The following is a 16,778-nucleotide window of genomic DNA, read 5'->3' as shown; positions in this document are numbered from 1 at the left end:
CAGGAGCCTGCCTGCAGGCGAACCAGACCCGTTGCCAAATTCGTTCGCCTGCAGGCAGGCTCCTGCGGGGAGACGGAGTGTTCATCGGGCCATCTCCAGCGTTCGGCTCATTCGCATCTGCCACATGGCATAGCAGAACAGCAGCAACAGGATCACCATGGAATAGGCGGCCGCGTAGGCGTACTGGTACTTCTCGAAGCCGATACGGAATGCCTTGGTGATCAGGATATCGTTGGCCCCCGCCGGTGCGCCGTCGCTCACCAGGTAGATCACATTGAACATATTGAAGGTCCACACCACCGACAGGATCACCGCAGGTATCAGCACGGGCTTTAGCAGCGGCAGGGTGATCGAGCGGAACTGGAACCAGCGCCCGGCGCCCTCCACCTTCGCCACCTCATACAATTCCCGCGGGATCGACTGCAGGCCACCCAGGATGACCACCATCATAAACGGGATGCTCAACCACACATTGGTAACCACGCCAGTGAAAAAGCTGGCGCCGATGGAGTCGAACCAGGCTACCGGAGCCAGCCCCAGTGCCTGCAATCCCTGATTGATGGCGCCGAACTGGGGATGGAACATCCCCTTCCACACCAGCGCGGTGATGTAGTTGGGAATGGCCCAGGGCAGGATCAGGATCAGGCGGAACCAGGTGCGGCCGAAGATGGGTCGGTACAGCGCCAGCGCCAATACCAGCCCCAATCCCACCGCCACGGTGACATTGCTGGCGGTCCACAAAATGGTGATCAGCAGGGTCCAGTAGAAATTGTCGAAGTCGAGACTGCGCTCGCCCCCCTGCCCTCGCCAAAGGTGGAAATCCCCGAGGATAGCCGTGTAGTTGTCGAGCCCGACAAACCGCGACCATAAAGGTGCGTGCTCATTGAACACCGTGGTATCGGTAAACGACAGTAACAAGCCGTACAAAAGCGGGAAAAACACCAGTACCAGCATGCCCAGCATGGCGGGCATCAGGTACAGATACGCAGTGCGGTTGGATCGCCAGCCCGCGGCCAGTTGATGGCGATAGCGGCGCCAGGCCCCGAGCGCCAGAAGCGCCAGAGCGAAGGGAATCAACCAGAGCCAAACCGGCATCTGGGCCGGCGATTCGCCCCGCGCCCGGGAACGCTCCAGTCGCGCCAGGTCGATGCTCAACTGCCGCTGTAGCTGGCGCATCTCCGCTTCCGGCTGCGCCGCACCCTTGACTACTTTTTTCAGGGTGTTTTCCAGCGGTACCCACACCAGGGTCATCGCCGGCAGGTTGGGAATGGGGACCGCCACTTCCAGCTGGCGGCGAAATGCCATGGCGGTATCGTCGGTAGCGAGCAGGGGATGCTCGAAGGCGCTGACATTGGCCGGCAGCTGCCCGCCCTCGATACCCATCTTTTCCGCAGAGTCGCGACGGGTGAGAAACTCCATCACCCCCACCGCCGCAGCCGGGTTGCTGGTCCAGGGAGAAAGGAACAGTCCCTCCACCGCCACCCAGGGGGCCAGCGGCCGGCCGTTCTCGCTGTTAACCGGCAGTGGCACTACCCGATAGTTCATCCCCGGGGCAATTTCCCCCAGCATCCAGGGACCGCTGATCACCATGGCCGCGCGCCCCTGATTGAACAGGCTGGTAACCAGTGTGCTGGTGGGCTCTTCTGGCAGTATCCGGTCATCGCGCACCCAGTGCGCGAGCATTTCCATCGACTGGATATTGGCATCGCTGTCGAGATCCAGGTTGCCGCCACGGTCGAAGGGACCGCGACCGAAGCTGTTCATCAGCGCGCCGTGAAAGAACGGTTCGGTATAGCTGTAAGCCAAACCAAAGCGGCCGCTACTGCGGTCGGTGTGGCGCAGGGCCTCCGCCACCAACTCGTCGGTGGTGGCGGGCGCGGCGCGAACCAGGTCGGCATTCAGTATCAGCGCCGGACTCTTGAAGGCAAACGGCAACCCATAGAGGTCACCGCCGAAAGTCATCGCATCGATCAGGTTCGGGGGGAAACGCCGGAGTAAACGCTCACTGACGTGGCGATCGATGGGCGCCACTGTATGTCCTGCGCTTGCCCATCCCCCCAGGCGATCGTGCGCGAATACAAACAGGTCCGGCCCCTGGCCGCGTGGCAGGGCGGCGGAGAGCTTGTCCGCGTAGCCGCCAAAAGGTACCGCCAATGCCTTCACCTGCACGGCACCCTGGCTGCGGTTGTATTGCTGGATCAACTCCTCGAAGGCGGCGCGCTCCGCACCGCGGTAACCATGCCACAAAGTGAGCGTTTCGGTGGCGTTGGCCTGACAGGCAAACGCAATCAGCAGGAAAAATACGTGCAGGAGGCGACGCGCGGACGCCCCCCACAGCGTCGGCCCGACCGCATATTCGCCAGCAGGCCTGTTCCTGCAGGTCGAGGCAGTGATCACGCCCTGACTCCGGCCCGGGCAACATCAACATCGCCGCGAATGCGCTGCCGGCTTTCCGCATCAAACAGGTACACCGCTGCGGGATCGAAGGCGAGCTCGAGAGTGTCGCCAAGGGTGAACGCGCGCAAACCGGGCAAGCGCGCCACTACCTGTGCATTACCCGTGCGCAGGTGCACCAGCATCTCCGCGCCCAGGCTTTCCACCAGTTCAATTTCGCCCCTGAGCCGCGGCCAGTTGGCGGGGGCGCTGGCGGCGTAGACCAGCTTTTCCGGGCGCAGCCCGAGCACTAGCTGTGCTTTCTGCCCCTGTAAATGCGCACGCGGCAGGCTCAGCAATTCACAGGTCAGCTGGGCGCCATCATTTGTTACCGGCACCAGATTCATGGGGGGAGAACCCATAAAGCCGGCCACAAAGGTATTGTCCGGGTCGTTGTACAGCGTCAGCGGCGTGCCTGCCTGCATCAGGGATCCCTGATTGAGAATCGCGATGCGGGTGCCCAGGGTCATGGCTTCCACCTGGTCGTGGGTCACATACACCGAGGTAGTGCCCAGCTGGCGGTGCAGGCGACTGATCACACTGCGCATCTGTACGCGCAGCTCCGCATCGAGGTTGGACAGTGGCTCGTCGAACAGGAATACCTGGGGATCGCGCACCATGGCGCGCCCCAGTGCTACGCGCTGGCTCTGGCCGCCGGACAACTGACCCGGTTTACGCTGCAGCAAGTCGGCCAGACCGAGGGTTTCCGCCGCCTCCCGCACCCGGCGCTCAATCCCCAGCTTGGGAAAATTGCGCACACGCAGGCCAAACGCCATGTTGTCGAACACGGTCATATGCGGATACAGGGCGTAATTCTGGAACACCATGGCGATGTCCCGATCTTTCGGTGGCAGGTCGTTAACCCGGTGGCCACCGATTAACAGGTCGCCGGAGGAAATGGTTTCGAGCCCGGCGATCATGCGCAGGATGGTGGACTTGCCGCAACCGGAAGGACCCACCACCACCATAAATTCGCCATCGCGAATTTCCAGGTCAAGGCCCGGCACCGTGGCGGGGCCATCTGCATAGCGCTTGCTGACACCTTTGAATTCAATATTGGCCACGGGGGCGGGCCTCTCTCTTCTTCGGGTTTCCGGTCTTTGTGACCTGCTTATTATTGTCGTTTCCAGATATTCGCCGCCAGTCACACACGACTTTTGTCGTCGGCTCACCCTGTCATTCCGGAGCATGCCGGTGGCGTGTCAAATCACAATAGACGACCCATGTTGAATTTGGAACCGGTAAATCGTGGTGAGCCACACGCCAATCGAACGGCGTTGTTCACAGCTTGTACTAAATTGTGGAGGCGCAGCGGTACCGTGCACTCAGAAGTCAATAAGTACGCTAAGGACAAAGAGATATGCGCTTGGCTCCCCTTGCCACGGTGACGGCCTTCGGCCTCACCCTGGCGACTCTTTCGGCTTGTTCCATAAAACCCACGGCGATCGACGACGCCACCGTGGATCAACGCGCCAGCAGTGACTGGCAAACCGCTTTCGGCAACCAGCAACCGGTGACCGGCCCGATCGACCTCAATGAAGCGATTGCCCGCGCTATTGCCTACAACATGGACAATCGCCTGAAACTGATGGAAGCAGTGGTTGCCAATCGCAACCTGCGTCTGTCCCGTTGGGAAATGCTGCCGGAGATCGCCGCCAGTGCCGGCTATAACCATCGCAACAAGCAACGCTTCGCCAGCAGTGAAGACGTCAACGGCAACCAGTCTCTGGTTCAGTCCACCTCACAAGACAAAACCTACAGCACTGCGGGCCTGGACCTGTCCTGGAACGTGCTCGACTTCGGCATCAACTACCTCTCCGCCAAACAGGCCGCCGACGGCGTGATGATTGCGGTGGAGCGTCAGCGCAAGCTGATGCACAACGTGATCATGGATGTGGAGTACGCCTTCTGGATGGCCGCCGCAGCCCAGCGCGCCCGCGCCCAGTTACCCGGGCTGATCGCCCAGACCCGCAGCGCGCTGGAAAAATCCCGCCAGTCCGCGGAGCGCGGCCTGCGCCAGACCGAGGCCAGCCTCTCGTACCGCCGCGACCTGCTTGACCTGATGCAGGAACTGCTGGCCCTCGAGGGGGACATGCACAACGCCAAAATGCAGCTGGCATCGCTGATCGGTCTGCCCCCAGGAACCGAGTTCACCGTCAGTGCCAATAATGCGGACATACTGCGCAGCCCATTCACCGAAATGAGTGTAATGGAGCTGGAACAATACAGCCTCCGCAACCGCCCGGAACTGATTGAGGAAGATTACCGACAGCGCATTGCCGCCACGGAAATCCGCAAGGCGTGCCTGCAATTGCTCCCCGGACTGGAACTGCGCACCGGGTATTTCTACGACGACAATAGCTTCCTGCTCTACAACGATTGGGGTGAAAGCAGCCTGCGCCTCACCTGGGATTTGCTAGGCACCGTGGTGGGAGGCAAGGACCTGGTGGGATACGCCAGGGACAGCGAACGTCTCGGCGATGTGCGTCGGGCCGCACTGACCGTCGCCATTCTGGTACAGGTAGATCTCGCATACAGCCATCTCAAGCGCGCACAACTGAACCACGGCTATGCGGAGGAACTGGCAGAGGTTGACCGCGCAATGGCCTCCCAATCACGCGCGCGCTGGCAATCCAGCCAGGGCACTGAACTGGAAAGTATTCACGCAGCAACCCAGGCCCTGGTCTCCGGCGTACAGCGCGACGTCAGTTATGCAGACTGGCGCAGTGCCAACAGCCGGCTGAGCAATGCGGTGGGCTTCCAGCCGGAATTCTATATCGACTATCGCCAGCCCCTCGAAGTGATCGAACAGCAGGTTGCCGACCTGCGCTCCCAGAGTGCCAGCATGGAACTGTTGTCCTCCGGTGGTTACAACCCGGAGGGACTGGAAGCGCGCGAAGATGTGGTGCGGGAAGAAGGCCCCGCCGCTGCACACTGGTGATCGCAGCGCGTGTCATTTCCGGCGATAGACAAACTCAGTGGTAGATGTACTCGTGGTATCCGTCATGCATATTCGACTTCCCCGCAGACTTGCAGCACTGCTGCTCGCATTGCTCCCGTTTTGCAGCGCTGCACTGGCAAGCCCAAAAGATAGTGACGACAGCGCACCCGCCAAACTGAATGCACTCAGCCGCGTGCAACTCTCCAGTGAATTGGCCGCGAGGCTCACCCAGGTGCGTGTGCGGGCGGGCGATCGTTTTGCAAAAGGCGATCTGCTCGCACGCTTTGACTGCACCGAGCTGAAAGCGGAACTGGAGGGCGCCGAATCCCAGCGGGTACTCGCGCGTCGACAGCTGGATGCGAACATCTCTCTGCGCCAGCTCGGCGGCAATATCAGTGAACTGGAAATGGTACAGAGCGAGGCCCAGCTGGCGGAGGCCACGGCGAATGCGAAAATCCTGAAACACCGCAACGGCTATTGCGATGTCCGCGCGCCATTTGACGGCTTTGTGGTCAGCCGCAGTGTGGAACCCCATCAGCGGGTGGACGTGGGTGTGCCATTGCTGGAGCTGGTGGATAATCGCGGGCTTGAAGTCGAGGCAATTATCCCGTCCGGATGGCTGGAAAAAATTTCTGTTGGCGAAACATTTTCGGTCACCATCAACGAGACAGGTCTTAAATACACGGCAACGCTGCAACGTATTATTCCCGTGGTAGACCCGGTTACGCGCACCGTGCGGGTCATCGGTCATATCAAGAACGATTCTGCCGGAAAGCCGTCCGCCCTGCTGCTGATTTCCGGCATGAGCGGCGAAGCGTATTTCTCACTGCGGTCCGACAACAAGGATCTTCTCGCCGACCGAGCTTCTGCATCCGCCAAAGCCGCGCAGGATATTAACTGAGATGGATGCGCGGCTTCTGGAAAAGCTGAACAACTTTCTCGCACTCGGCAAAAAGTTGCGCGGTGCGAGCAGTCCGCAGCAGGTCGCACGTATTGCCTGTAGTGACAGTCAGCAACTGCTGCATTTCGATAGCTGCCTGTTTTTTGCCGGCCACAGTCTGAAACTGATCGCGGCCTCCAACGTTTCCACCATCGATGCCACCAGCAGCACCGCGCTCTATTGGCGCCACCAGGTGCGCAAGCATTTCTCTGAAGCGCAGCAAAAAAGACCGTTGCAGCTGCCCATTGAAGATACCCAATCCCGGTCCGCCACTGCGCAGCACCTGATCATCATGCCCATCGGCAAAAACGGGGAGCAAGGCTGCCTGGCCTTGCTGCGCAGCAAGCCGCTGGCAGAGCAGGAAATAGAAGTGTTGCGCGAGTTCGCCGCTTACACTCAGCAGGCGCTGCTCGCGCTGCGCGGCGCGCGTACTTTTTCCCTGCGACGCCTGATTGCCCGACGGCCGTTGATTGCTGCCGCGGTCATTAGCGCCATCTGTTTGATACCGGTGCGCCAGAGCGTACTTGCCCCGGCAACTCTCACCGCGATTGAACCACGTATCGTATCCGCGCGCACCGATGGGGTAATTCGGGAGATCAATATTCTCCCCAATGCACAAGTAGAGAGTGGACAACTGCTGTTCACCCTGGAAGATGCGGAAGTTACCGCGGAGATTGATCGCGTGCAGCAGGAAATCACGCTCTATCAGGAGCGTTTGCGCATGACACGCCAATACAATTTTCAGCAGGCATCCGCCGGCCATAAAATCGCGCAGGCAGAAACTGATCTTTCCATCCGCAATCTGGATCTCGACTACCAACAATCCCTGCTGGAAAAAACCCGGGTCAAGGCGCCTGCCACCGGTGTTGCCATCTATACGGATCCCTCCGAATGGATCGGGCGTCGGATTCGTGCCGGGGAAAAGGTAATGGAGATCGTGCAGCCGCAGTCGCGGCAGATTCAGATTGATCTTCCCACCTCCGATGCAATCAACCTCCCGGAAAATGCCCATACCGTTTTTTACGCGGAATCCGATCCGCTCTCACCCATCGAGGGTCAGCTGCGCTACCACAGCCTGCTCACCGCGGAGGGCGAAAACCTGCCTGCCAGCTATCGGCTTCTGGCAGCCATTCAAAAGGACCAGACGCAAATTCGCATCAATACCCGCGGTCACGCGCGAGTCTACGGTGCGCGGGTTCCTCTGGTGTACTACCTGTTGCGCCGCCCCCTGGCCAGCGCCCGCCGCTGGATAGGGATCTAGCCGCGCGCGATGCACAACAAGAGGTAGAGAGGTAACCGTGCAAACATCGTGTTCCGCCAGCCCCACTGCAGCCTCCGGCAGCGACAGCTCCGGCGCCGAGCAGTGTTCGCTGCCACCACTGCGCACAGATCTCCAGTTTCTCCCGGTAAAGGAAGGCGAAGGCGTGGATGAGGGTGCCATCAGCTGGATGCTGTATGACCCCTTGCGAGGCCAGTATCTAGAGCTGGGTGAACTGGAGTTACTGGTATTGCATCACTGGCATCGCGGCAGCGCCCAGACCATCGCCGATTGTATTGCCCGTGAGCAGGGTTGCGCGGTCAATCCACAGGATGTGGAAGCCGTGGTGCGCTTTGCCAAGGAAAACGAACTGTTGCAAAGCAGCAGTGATTTAATCGAACAGAAACTGGCGGGGGTCAGCCCGCAACAAAAGCGCCTTCAGAATCTGCAGCAGGCGCTATTCTGGCGCAGGCCCCTCTTCACTCCCGACCTGAGCAGCCGACTGCTGCTGCCGCTGGCACGCGCCACAGCACATAAGGGCTTTTACGCGCTACTGGCACTGGCGGCTTCCGTCAGCGCCCTGTCTATCGGTCAGCACTGGTCCGAATTCCTCGCCTACTTCAACGCCTCCTGGAACACCGCCGGCGCCGCCATATTCTTTGCCTGCTACCTGTTGCTCAGCCTGTTTCACGAACTCGGGCACGCGAGTGTTGCCCGCATTTACGGCATACGTGCAAATAGCGTAGGAGTCGGACTGATTGCATTGCTGCCAATCATGTTCAGTGAAATTACTGACGCCTGGCGATTGCCCCGCTGCGCGCGGCTGCATATTTCTGCAGCGGGGGTACTGTTCGAAGCAACACTTGGTGTGGTGGCGGCACTAGCCTGGTGCCTGCTGGACGATGGACCGGTGAGAGCACTGGCATTCTACCTGTTCACCGCGTCTCTGGTGACCACCCTGCTGATCAATGCAAACCCATTGATGAAGTTTGACGGGTACTACCTGTTAAGCGACTTCACCGGGGAAAAAAACCTGCAACAGACCGCCACCACCACGTTGCGGCACTGGTGCTGGGCACAGCTGCTGCGCCAAGAGACACCGGCCACCAGTCGCCGCCAGAAACTTCTTCTGCTGTTCGGTGCCGCCAGTCTGCTGTACCGCATTTCTGTGTTCGCAGTGATCAGCTACGGCGCCTACCAGTTGCTATTCAAGGCCGCGGGGGTACTGATCCTGGCACTGTGTGTCGGCCTGTTGCTGATCATTCCCACCCTGCGTGAGATCCGCGCGTTTATCAACTTCCTGAAAGAGCAAAATGCGCAACAAGCCATGAGCGGAAAAACTTCACCAACCGACCAGCCCCCGTCATCTGCGCAAGCAATGCAGCAAGAGGTCGGACAAGCGAAAGCGTCACCCGTACAGCAGGCCGGTGAACTCCTGGGCCTGCTCAATCGAAAGTTTCTTGCCGGGTGCGCGTTTTTCGGGGCTTTGTTACTGATCCCCTTGCCCTGGCCAGTACAGCTCCCCGCCAGCACGTTCTTTGCGGAAAGTCAGAAAGTGATGTCGCCCGCGGGCGCGGTACTGCAAACCTTCGATTTGCACCCGGGCAGTAAAGTACTTTCCGGTGATGTGATCGCGCGGCTGCAGGACACGCAACTGGATTACCGTATCGCCCGCACCAGAGAAGAGTTGAAGTTATTGCAGCGGCGCCAGAGCAGCGACGGCTTTGCAGAAAGCCTGGATGCCCTGGACGGTGTGTACCTTCAGGACCTGCTCAGCAAGCAACAACAACTGAAAGCACTGCAAACCGAAAAACAACAATTGGAAATAGTGGCCAAGGTTTCCGGCACCGTGGACTGGGTATTACCCGGACTCCACAGCGACCAGTACCTGGACACCAATCAGCAGTTTATTGCCATCGCCAACAGAGCCACCCTGCGCGGGCGCGCGTATGGAAAATCACAGCAATTCCTGCGACTCGCCCAGAGTGACGACGAACCGCTGCGCGGGCGATTGTTTTTACAGGGAAGCTGGCAACCGGTCATTGTCACCGTCGAAATGGTGGAACCGATCGCCTCACGCAGAATTCAGGACCCATCCCTGACATCCGACTATGGTGGGCCGCTGCAAACGTTGCCCGACGATCGCGAACGTAGCGCCGAGGCGCTGCACCTGATCGACTTTACTCTCGATGGACACGGCGGCGACAGCACTGCGCCCACAACCGCACAACGCACCGGCCATCTGGTGCTACTGGGCGAACCCATCAGCCTGTTGAAATTATTTACCGACCGGGTCGCTGGTGTAGTGATCCGCGAGAGCGGAGTCTGACCGCTCTGTTGCCCCATTATTTCGGTGCGGCCAGGAAAGCCGCCCAGAACGCCACAAGGAACGAGGTATCCCATGGAGCTCAACGAGTTTTCCAGATCATCCCTGGCCCAGGCCATCAATCTGCAGGGTCGCCAACTTACCAGTCGACACCGCGCTCTGGAAAAGCGTGTGTTGCTGGATGCCTCGGTGGCAGCAGACGTAAGTCAGGACACAGGCGATACCGGAGTCGATGGCACCCTGGATTCCGGCGGTGAGCCCAAGGCGGCCAGCGGAGATAAAAATCTCGGCGAACAATCCACGCTGGGAAATGACAGTGACAACGGTTACCGCCAGGAACTGGTGGTCATCGACCTGCAATTAAGTGATTCGCAAGCTTTGATCGACGACCTGATACAGCAGGCGGATTCGGTTACCGAGCATCCGGACAGCACTGAGATCACCATCGGTGCACGCAATATCACCCTGCTTACCGTAGATGCTGACGATAGCCTGCAAACGGTAACCGACCTGCTACAGAAAGTAAGCAGTGAAAGCGGCACAACCTTCGATGCCATACACCTGATTTCCCACGGCGGTGCTGGCGGTATCGATATCGGCAGCGATGCGCTTTCCCTTGAAACCCTGAGCGGCCTCGATGGCGATAATCACCGTGCACAATTACAGGCATGGTCGACCGCGCTGAGCGAAAACGCAGACATACTCCTGTATGGCTGTAATACCGGCTACAGCCTGACCGGTGACAAATTTATCGATCAGGTCGCCGCGCTCACCGGCGCGGACGTTGCTGCTTCCGACGATGCCACCGGCAACGCTCTGCGTGGCGGCGACTGGGATCTGGAAAAAAACAGCGGGGAAATTGAGACGGACATTGTGTTTTCCCAGTTGCTACAGGGGACCTGGGAAGGACTGATGGTGGCCACACCGACTACCTCCGTGGATGCACCGAGCGAAGATTTCATTAACGAATCTACCGATATCGGATTCTCGTTCGAGAATGATGGCGACACCACAGGTTATGGCCCGTTTGTGGATATCGTCGCGGGCCCGGGCATGACCGTTGAAAGTGTCAGCGGCCTGAATGGTGCCATCGTCGAAACTTACACCTATGAGAATGGCCAGTGGGTGGACAGCGGTGGTAACCCGGTGGAGTACCACCCGTTTGACTTCAACCAGACCGGCGCCATCCCTTTACCGCCCGGTGAGGAGGGAGCCACCTGGTACGCCATCCAGCTTCCTTTCGGCTCATTTTCACCGGATCAACCGTCGTTCGATTTCAATGTCTCGGTACTTCTGGATGAAGCTGCCGGCGCGCTGGTCGGTGTACCGATTCCGATCTGGGTGCGCCCCGGGTTTGCCTATGGTAATGACCCGCTGAATAACCCGGATACCGATCCGCCCATCATTTCCAATCCCATCGAAACTACCGTCACACCGACCGTGATCGAGGTGGACAAGACAGCCCAGGATGGAGACGGCGATAACAATTCCATCGGCGACGATGGGGAAACCGTTACCGGCCCCAGTGAACCGGTTACCTGGCGGGTGAATGTCGATATCGCCAATCTCTCGACCATAGACAACCTGGTGGTGACCGAGGACGTCCCGAACAATTTTTACTACATCCCCGGTAATGTCACGGTGACCGACTCCAATGGCCAACCGCTCGATGTCACGATTACCGAGCCACCGGAAGGGGCAAACAATGATGCGCAGCTGATCATCGAATTTAACGATCCGATCGAGGGGACCCTGGCGGCCAACGATATCGTCATCACCTACACCGGGTATGTGCCGGACTTCGATGCCAATGGCGATCCCATCGTGATCAACGACGGAGCCAATGACGCCGTACGCAATACCGTATCGGTGACCGGGGATTACCAGGATCAGGCGATCAGTGACAGTGATGATGCGATCATCACCGCAGTGGCGACTGCGCTGCAGAAAGACGTGGCCTTGATTGACGACACAGGCGCTGAGGGGTTCACACCAGGCGACCGCCTTGAGTACACCCTGACGCTTGAGGTTTCCGATTACATGCAGCTGGCAAACCTGATACTGAATGACAGTATCCAGGATGGCCTGCAGGTTGACCCGGACTCCTTTTCGTTTGAAATATTTACCAATGGCAATACTTTCGGCCCGGATGCATTCGGAGCCGACAATATTTCCGTTGTGGAGAACGGTGGCGACGGCAGTACGGATGTCAGCCTGGATCTTTCGCAGGAACTCATTGATCGCCTGATCAGTCCCAATGGCGTACTGAACGGTGACCTGTTTGAGGATACCTCTGTCGATGGCACCACCACGGTCACTATCACTTACGAGGCCACCATTCGCGAAACCTACCTCGAAACCGGAGACCCGGTCGAGGTGTTCGATATCATCAATAACCAGGCCACGATCAGCGGCACCGCTGGATCCGCCAATGGTGAAGATGTCAGTAATAGCAGTAATGCCAGCGTCCAGATAGAAGGGGCCGAATCCAGCAAAAGCGTATACGCGATTGATGGGAGCACCAACCCTGATGATTTGACCGATATCAGCGTCGGCGAAACGGTGACTTTTGCCATCGATATCGATCTCGCCACCCTGGACAGCGACGGCCTGGTAATAACCGACTACCTGCCGCAACCGGTATTCGAGGCCATCGCCCCCACGTTCACCGATACCTCACAAGGCACACTGATACCCGGCGTGAACGAATGGGGCTTCGGTCCCGCTACCGACTTCGGAAACTGGCCCGATGGTTACCTCGATGGCGCCAACGTCACCACCAGCGCCGACTCTGGGAACAACTCCATTTCCTGGACACTGGATCCCGTGGAGCAAATTTCCTCCGTTGGCGGTCATGTGCAGCTACTGTTTACAGTCCAGGTCCAGGACGAGCCGTTTACCGATGGGCTGTTCCTCACCAATGTGGCGCAGGTTACGGTCAATGGTACGGACGAAACCGTAACCCTGCCGCCCGGTGGTATCCAGATTGAAGTGGTTTCCCCCGAGGTAAATCTTACCAAAGGCGTCATCTCCACTGCGGACGGCGACGGCGTGTTTGACCCCGCCCCTCCCGGTCCCGTGACCTTCGATCCAGCCGGCACAGCGGACAGCGGCAGCGCACCCTGGACCGGCGATATCACCAGTGACAACCTGGATAGTGCTCCGATCGATTCCAACCTGAGCGATATAGATGCTGGCGATACCGTGCGGTTTGCCATCGTGCTGGAAAATACCGGCGGTTCCGATGCCTTTGATCTGGTGATCAGCGACACCCTCCCCGACGGTTTTGAAATCCCACCGGGCGGGCTCAATCTCCAGATTTATACCGGTGATGGCACTCAGATTGATTTCACGGTAAATGAGGAGGACCTGTTCGGAGCGGGCATTACGCTGGTGGACCCGTCATCGGACGAAGGTGTACTGAATGAAGGTCGTGACCCGGACACAGGCCCCACCACCGATGGCAGCAACGTGATCGTGATTACCTACGACCTTGTGGCATCGGACGATGTGCAGGCGGGTGAAATTATTGAAAACACTGCACAGCTTGAAGGCTATGGCGGGGTCGATGAAGGCAATGACTACACCGAGGGCAACACCAACATCAACTGGCAGGACGATGCCACGGTCATAATCCAGGAAAACACGGTAGATAAAACCCTGAACTCGACCAGTATCGTCACCCCCAATAACGGCGATGCAGAGGCGGTGATCGGCGAGGTGATCAGCTATACCCTGACCCTGACCGTGGCAGAAGGCGTCACACCACTGGCCAGCATCACCGATCAGCTGGATCCGGGGCTCTCATTTATTGGTGTCACCAATGTAACCCTCTCATCCGGCGATATCACTTCTACCGCACCGCTCACCACGGACACTATCCAGGTCACACAGAATGGCCAGAATGTCATATTTACCCTGGGAGATATCACCAATACCAACCGCGACAATATGGTGGCGGAAACCATCACCATTACCTATGACGTACTGGTAGAGAATGTGGAGTCCAACCAGAGCGGCGTCCAGCGTAACAACAATGCGCAGTTCTCCTGGGACAGCACCGACGATGGTATAGAAAACCCTACAGTCCAGGACAATGATAGTGCCGAAAATGTCGAGATCATCGAGCCGGATTTACAGATAGACAAGTCGCTCAGTGCGACATCTCCCCGTATCGACGCCAATGACAGCGTGGAATACACCATTGTTATTTCGCACTCTGAGTTTTCCGATACCGACGCCTTCGACGCGACCTTCAGTGACACACTCCCCCCCGAACTGACCAACGTGATACTGGCGAGCGCTACACTGACGGTCAATGGATTTGATACCGATGTTTCCGGCTTGTTCCAGGTGAATGGCAACACTGTGGAAACCATTCCCGGGCAGTCTTTCGACTTGCCCGAGGGGGCAACCCTGACCCTGGTGATTGATGCCAATGTGGTAAGCGATATTGTCGTTGGTTCTCAGATTACCAATACAGGCACTGTAGAGTGGGAGAGCATTGACGGCGACGATGACAATGAACGTACTGGTGAAGATGGTGAGGGGGGACTCAACGATTATATTACCGACGACTCCGCTACCTTCACTGTGGATCCGGTAACTACTGGCAAGTCAGTCGTGTCCAGTTCTATTGTCGATGAATATAACAACAGGCTGGAAGTGGTGATTGGCGAGGAGGTTACCTTCGAAGCCCGCTTTACTGTTCCAGAAGGCACTGTGCCAGAGTCGGAAATCATCGATACGCTGCCCCCCGGTATGGAGTTTGTCAGTTTTGACTCTGTCTTTATCGGCAGCGATATCCAGATCGATAGTGGGGGCTTTGGCGCACCCACAGTTGTGGTAAATCCCGATGGCACCACTACCCTCAATTTCGGGACCGCCGATCTCACAAATACTGGAAACGACGGTCTCGCAATCGAAGATACAATCGCCATTTTCTACACCGTCCGCATTACCAATGTGGATACCAACCAGGAAGGTACAGTACTCAGCAACGATGCCATATTTCGATGGGATATTGATGGCAACGGCAGTAATACCGATCCAGAGGACGGTCTACAAGAGGATTCCGCCTCAGTTACCGTGATCGAGCCACAACTGATAATCGACAAGCAAGTAAATAATACACAAGGTGACAACGGTGACCAGATTATTTACGACATCACGATTACCAACCCGGACGATGGCAGCAGCACCACTGCTTACGACATCAGCTTTAGCGATCCCCTCCCCCCGGAACTAACCGACATCGGCTTCACTGCCTCCCTGAATGACAACGGTGCAGTTTCAGATGTCTCCGGCTTCTTTACCATTGTCGGCGGCGAGCTGGTACTCGACCCACAGGCCGAACTGGATCTGACACCCGGTAGCGAAGTCACCATTACCATTACCGGCACGCTGGACAACACCCTTGCCGGCAGCACCATCGAGAACGCTGCAGATATAGACTGGTCGAGTCTCGACGGCGATGATCCTAATGAACGTGATGGCGCCGATGGCGAAAATGGCGAGCTGGACGATTACGCAACCAGTGACAATGTGGTGATCACGGTCAATTCACCGGGAATCGAAAAAACGCTGGTTTCCACTTCGCAGAACGATGATCTTAACGATGATACCGAGGCCACTATTGGTGAAATCGTTACCTTCTCGGTTACCGTCACCTTACCGGAAGCGTCACTCACCGGTCAGATTACCGATATCTATGGTCCGGGTTTCGAGTTTATCGATCTGGTCAGCGTAACCACTAATAGCCCTGATACAATCCAGATCAATCAGGACGACGTTACAACAATTAACGATCCCGACAACAATACCGTGGGCTTCAATTTCGGTACCCTGCTCAATACGGATACCGACAACACCACCGCAGAAACCATCACCATTACCTACCGCCTGCGAGTGACCGATATCCCCGCCAATGTGGACGGCACCACGCTGACCAATGACGCGACTCTGAGTTTCGATACCGATGGCGACGACACACCAGATACCGATATCAGTGATAACGCTGCCGTAGATGTAGTAGAGCCCCTGCTCAATGTCGACAAGGAACTACTCAGCCCGGATCCCCTCACCCTCGGCGGCATCGCCACTTACCAGATTACCGTGCAACTGGATCCCGCCAGTGGCGCCAATGCCTACAACGTTACACTTGAAGACGCACTACCGGTATATCTGTCCGGCGTTGAAAATATTCAGATCGATGTGAGCGGCGGCTCGCCAATCATCGTCGACAATTCCACAGCCAACCTGCTGTTACTGGATATCAGTGAAATCGATCCCTCCACGGTGATCACCATCACCGTGGACGCCCATGTCACCACCGACCCGGATGCCCTCGGCGAGACCACGACCAATGTGGCGGACATCGATTACACCAGCCTCGACACCCCGGAAGGGGGCGATGACAGCGCCATTGAACGGGAGTATGACGACAGCGATGAAGTCACCGCAGAAATCGGCGCGGTGGACCTGTTTGTCGACAAGGACGATGGGGGTATTTCCGCTGAGCCCGGTGACGACATCACTTACACCATTGATTACGGCAACAATGGCAATATCGATGCAACGGGTGTGGTGATTACCGAAAGCCTGCCGGAGTATGTCACTTTCGATCCCGCAGCCAATCCCGGTTGGACGCTGGATGGCGACACCCTGACTTTCGATGTGGGGGATCTCGCAGCGGGAGAAACCGGCTCGGTTGAGCTAGTGGTCACCGTCATCAGTCCGCTGCCTGCCGGCGTGGAAGAAACCAACAATACAGTGTCGATCGACGGTGACGAAAACAACGGCACCGATCCGACACCGGAAGACAATACCGATGAAGATGTCACCCCTCTGATCGCCGCACCGGACTATGTGATCGACAAGA

7 protein-coding genes are annotated in these 16,778 nt (G+C 57.8%); 5 read left to right on the top strand and 2 right to left on the bottom strand.

Translation table 11 applies throughout. The annotated features are described in order from the left end of the window. Nucleotides 1-81: 81 nt before the first annotated feature. Both B4U49_RS04735 and B4U49_RS04730 read right to left on the bottom strand, forming a co-directional pair. On the bottom strand, nt 82-2,397 hold the full coding sequence (locus B4U49_RS04735; RefSeq protein ID WP_078083431.1) for an extracellular solute-binding protein: 2,316 nt from the start codon (nt 2,395-2,397) through the stop codon (nt 82-84). Next, nucleotides 2,394-3,623: an ABC transporter ATP-binding protein gene (locus tag B4U49_RS04730; RefSeq protein ID WP_193432812.1), complete on the bottom strand. Its 1,230-nt coding sequence runs from the start codon at nt 3,621-3,623 to the stop codon at nt 2,394-2,396. The genes B4U49_RS04735 and B4U49_RS04730 overlap by 4 nt, the downstream gene beginning before the upstream one ends. A gap of 170 nt (nt 3,624-3,793) precedes the next feature. Between B4U49_RS04730 and B4U49_RS04725 the strand changes: the two genes are divergently transcribed. The 5 genes from B4U49_RS04725 to B4U49_RS04705 form a co-directional block, all read left to right on the top strand. Continuing rightward, nucleotides 3,794-5,374 (top strand): TolC family protein, encoded by a 1,581-nt coding sequence (locus tag B4U49_RS04725; RefSeq protein ID WP_078083429.1) that lies wholly within the window; start codon nt 3,794-3,796, stop codon nt 5,372-5,374. A 64-nt stretch (nt 5,375-5,438) separates the two neighbouring features. Further along, nucleotides 5,439-6,275: an efflux RND transporter periplasmic adaptor subunit gene (locus B4U49_RS04720; RefSeq protein WP_143735526.1), complete on the top strand. Its 837-nt coding sequence runs from the start codon at nt 5,439-5,441 to the stop codon at nt 6,273-6,275. Between the two features lies 1 nt (nt 6,276). Beyond that, entirely contained in the window at nt 6,277-7,575 is a 1,299-nt protein-coding gene (locus tag B4U49_RS04715; RefSeq protein ID WP_078083427.1) for an efflux RND transporter periplasmic adaptor subunit, read from the top strand. A 37-nt stretch (nt 7,576-7,612) separates the two neighbouring features. After that, nucleotides 7,613-9,901 carry a zinc metalloprotease gene (locus tag B4U49_RS04710; RefSeq protein WP_078083426.1) on the top strand — a complete coding sequence of 763 codons (2,289 nt, stop codon included), beginning with the start codon at nt 7,613-7,615 and terminating at the stop codon, nt 9,899-9,901. Nucleotides 9,902-9,973: 72 nt separating this feature from the next. Continuing rightward, the coding region (locus B4U49_RS04705) for an isopeptide-forming domain-containing fimbrial protein (RefSeq protein ID WP_143735525.1) at nt 9,974-16,778 on the top strand (6,805 nt) is incomplete at its 3' end.

Source organism: Microbulbifer mangrovi, from assembly GCF_002009015.1.
GTDB classification, from domain to species: domain Bacteria; phylum Pseudomonadota; class Gammaproteobacteria; order Pseudomonadales; family Cellvibrionaceae; genus Microbulbifer; species Microbulbifer mangrovi.
The sequence above is the reverse complement of the archived record's forward strand: the minus strand, read 5'-3'. Positions and strand labels throughout refer to the sequence as shown.